Annotated in this window: 2 protein-coding genes and 1 pseudogene; 1 reads left to right on the forward strand and 2 read right to left on the reverse strand. The window is 72.2% G+C overall.

Features of this window, described 5'->3' with window-relative positions:
- Window positions 1-1,032 (forward strand): GTP 3',8-cyclase MoaA (moaA, locus tag ACNPM4_RS18255; RefSeq protein WP_448986639.1); only part of this gene is annotated, 1,032 nt, incomplete at its 5' end.
- 32 nt (window positions 1,033-1,064) lie between these two features.
- On the opposite strand, the gene cydC is transcribed toward moaA, so the two are convergent.
- The gene (gene cydC, locus ACNPM4_RS18260; protein WP_448986640.1) at window positions 1,065-2,753 is read right to left on the reverse strand and encodes a thiol reductant ABC exporter subunit CydC; all 1,689 of its coding nucleotides are present in this window, start codon (window positions 2,751-2,753) and stop codon (window positions 1,065-1,067) included.
- Window positions 2,750-3,140, reverse strand: a pseudogene (locus ACNPM4_RS18265) (thiol reductant ABC exporter subunit CydD); the annotation flags it as partial. The pseudogene ACNPM4_RS18265 and the gene cydC, both read right to left, overlap by 4 nt.

A 3,140-nucleotide genomic window follows, 5' to 3' on the forward strand; every position in this document is an offset into this window, starting at 1 on the left:
CCGCCGGCGCCGGCGTCGCACCCGACGGCGGGTGCGCTCCTCGATACGCATGGTCGGAGCCACAAGGACCTCCGCATCTCGCTCACCGACAGGTGCTCGTTGCGCTGCACCTACTGCATGCCGGAGCAGGGCAACGAGTGGCTCGCGCGCGAGTCGATCCTGTCCGTCGACGAGATCGTCCGGGTCGCCCGTATCGCCGCCGAGGCCGGCATCACGACCTTCCGCCTCACCGGCGGCGAACCGCTGCTACGCCGCGACATCGTCGACATCGTGCGTCGACTGCGAGAGATCGACACCGAGGACGGCCCCGTCCAGGTCGCGATGACGACGAACGGAATCCGCCTCGACGAGGTGCTCGACGACCTGATCTCCGCCGGTCTGAGCCGCCTGAACATCTCGATCGACACGCTGCGCCCCGACAGGTTCGCCGCCCTGACGCGACGTGACCGCCTCGACGACGTGCTGCGCGGGATCGCGGCGGCCTCGTCCTCGGGGCTGCGTCCCCTCAAGCTGAACACCGTCGCGATGCGCGGAGTCAACGACGACGAACTGTGCGACCTCGTCGAGTTCGCGAGCGCGCACGGAGCCGAACTGCGCTTCATCGAGCAGATGCCGCTCGACTCCGGCCACACCTGGGATCGCGATCGGATGGTCACGCGGGAGGAGATCCTCGACACGCTCTCCGAGCGCTGGACGCTGACCGAGATCCCCGGCCGGGGTGGGGCACCCGCCGAGCGGTGGCATCTCGACGGAGGGGCGGCGACCGTCGGCGTGATCGCCTCCGTGACGGCTCCCTTCTGCGGCGCATGCGATCGCCTGCGCCTCACGGCCGATGGGCAGCTGCGGAACTGTCTTTTCTCCACCGATGAGTGCGACCTCCTGCCCGTGCTTCGCGCCACGGGCGACGCCGGCAGCGACGCGGCGGTCGACGACGTGCTGCGGCGCTGCGTCTGGGCCAAGCTGCCCGGACACGCGATCAACGACCCGGCCTTCCTCCAGCCTGCACGCGGCATGAACGCGATCGGCGGCTGAGGCCCCGCCGGAGCAACCTGCGCGAACGTGCCTCAGACCGTGCGGCCACCGTCGAGGCGCACCACGCGGTCGACGGTTCCTGCGGGCGGTGCCACGTGCGAGATCAGCAGCACCGACTGCTCCCCCGCCGCCTCGAGCAGGTCGCGCAGCAGCGCGTCGGAAGCATCAGGGTCGACCCCCGCGGTCGGCTCGTCCAGCACCAGCACCGGGAAACCGCGCAGCAGGGCGCGGGCGAGCGCGAGGCGCTGCGCCTGGCCGCCCGACACGAGCGCGCCACGGTCGCCGACCCTCGCGTCGAGGCCACCGCGCTCCCGCACCCACTCCCCGAGGCCGACCCGGTCGAGCACGGCGCACAGCTCGTCGTCGGTCGCCGTGTCGCGCGCGAAGAGCAGGTTCTGACGGATGTCCTCATCGAACAGCTGAGGGCTCTGCTCGCAGAGGCCGATGGTCCGACGCAGCGCCGGCCCCGACATCGCCGCCGCGTCCTGCCCGTCGATCAGGTACTCCCCCTGCACGCGGAGGAAGCCGACGAGCACAGCCGCCAGCGAGCTCTTCCCCGCCCCGCTCGGTCCCGCCACCAGCACCCTCTCCCCGGGCCGCAGATCGAGGTCGACACCCGTGAGCGCAGGAGCACCGCCGGGCCAGTTCGCGCGAACGCCGCGCATCCGGATCGTCGGCGTGCCGTCGAGCTCGACGTCGTCACCCGCGTCGGGCCGCAGTTCATCGGGCATCCGCTCCGGCAGGGCGTCGACGATGCGCTCCGCGCTCGAGCGGACGCTCCGCCACGACGCCGCGGCCACCGGAACCGCACCGAAGATCTCGAACACCACCATCGGCACGAGAACCGCCACGGCCAGCCATGGTCCATCGATCGAACCGTCGATGAGCCCGGGCGCGGCAGCGGCGAGCGCCCAGACGGATGCCGCACCGGCGACCGCGGAGACGACGCCGGCGGCGACGGCCTGAGCGAACGAGGCACGGTCGACGACGCGTCGCAGCGCCGAATCCGCCGCGGCGATCCGTTCGCGCGCCTGCGCCTCGGCGCCATAGGCCAGGAGCACGTCGAGGCTGCCGAAGTAGTCGACGAGCGCGGCCGAGAGCTCGGCCCGTCGCACGGAGACGAGCGCTTCGGCGCGCGAGCCGAACACCCAGCCCAGCCCGATCGCCGCGGCCGCAGCGACCACCAGGCACAGCGCCAGGGTGAGGGCGGCCGGCGGCGAGACGAACGCGATGAAACCCACGGCCCCGACCGCGACGACCGCCGCGACTCCGAGCGGCTGCACCACGCGCAGGGGCAGGTTCTGCAGGTTCTCGACATCGTCCACCAGGGCGGTGAGCATCTGTCCGCGATCCGTCGAGCCGAGACCGGCCGGAGAGAGCGGGGTCAGTCGCCGCACCATGTCGGCCCGCGTCGAGGCGAGTTGGCGCAGCGCAGCATCGTGTCCGCTCAGCCGCTCGAGATAGCGGGTGACCGCGCGGGACACCGCGAAGAACCGCACGCCGACGACCGCGATCGACAGTGGGACGAGCGAGTCGACGATGGAGGCACTCACGATCAGCCAGCCGCTGACCGCCAGCAGGCTCACGGCGGCGGCGGCCGACAGCACACCCCAGACCAGTCCGGGGAGGAAGCGTCCGATCGGCGGCTGTGCGAGCTTCAAGACGCCGCGGATCCGCAGCTTCCGATCCGAGCGGAGTTCCTGGGTGCGTGGGAGCGTCATGCGTCCACCCCCAGCGCCACGATGTGATCGGCGATGTCCCGCGCGGTCCGACGGTGTGACACGAGGAGGATCGTCGCCCCGGCATCCGCTCGCGCGCGCAGCGACCGCCAGAGCCGCCCCTCGGTGTCGGGGTCGAGAGCACTCGAGGGCTCATCGAGTGCGAGCACCCGGCTCGGGTCGGACGACTGCCGGTAGAGCGCTCTGGCGACAGCGATCCGCTGCGCCTGGCCTCCCGACAGACCACTGCCCTGCACGCCGAGCTCGAGGGCGGGGTCGATGCCCTCGGCGCAGGCGGCGTCGAGCGCCACACGGACGCGGTCGGCATCCGGTTCCGCGTCGCCGAGCGCGACGTTCGCCGCGACCGTCCCCCGCATCAACCCCGGAGTC

The sequence above is a fragment of the Microbacterium umsixpiens genome (assembly GCF_053543675.1).

Excerpts from the sequence above, each read along its gene's own strand:
- cydC (WP_448986640.1), bottom strand. The coding sequence starts at position 2,753 with ATGACGCTCCCACGCACCCAGGAACTCCGCTCGGATCGGAAGCTGCGG.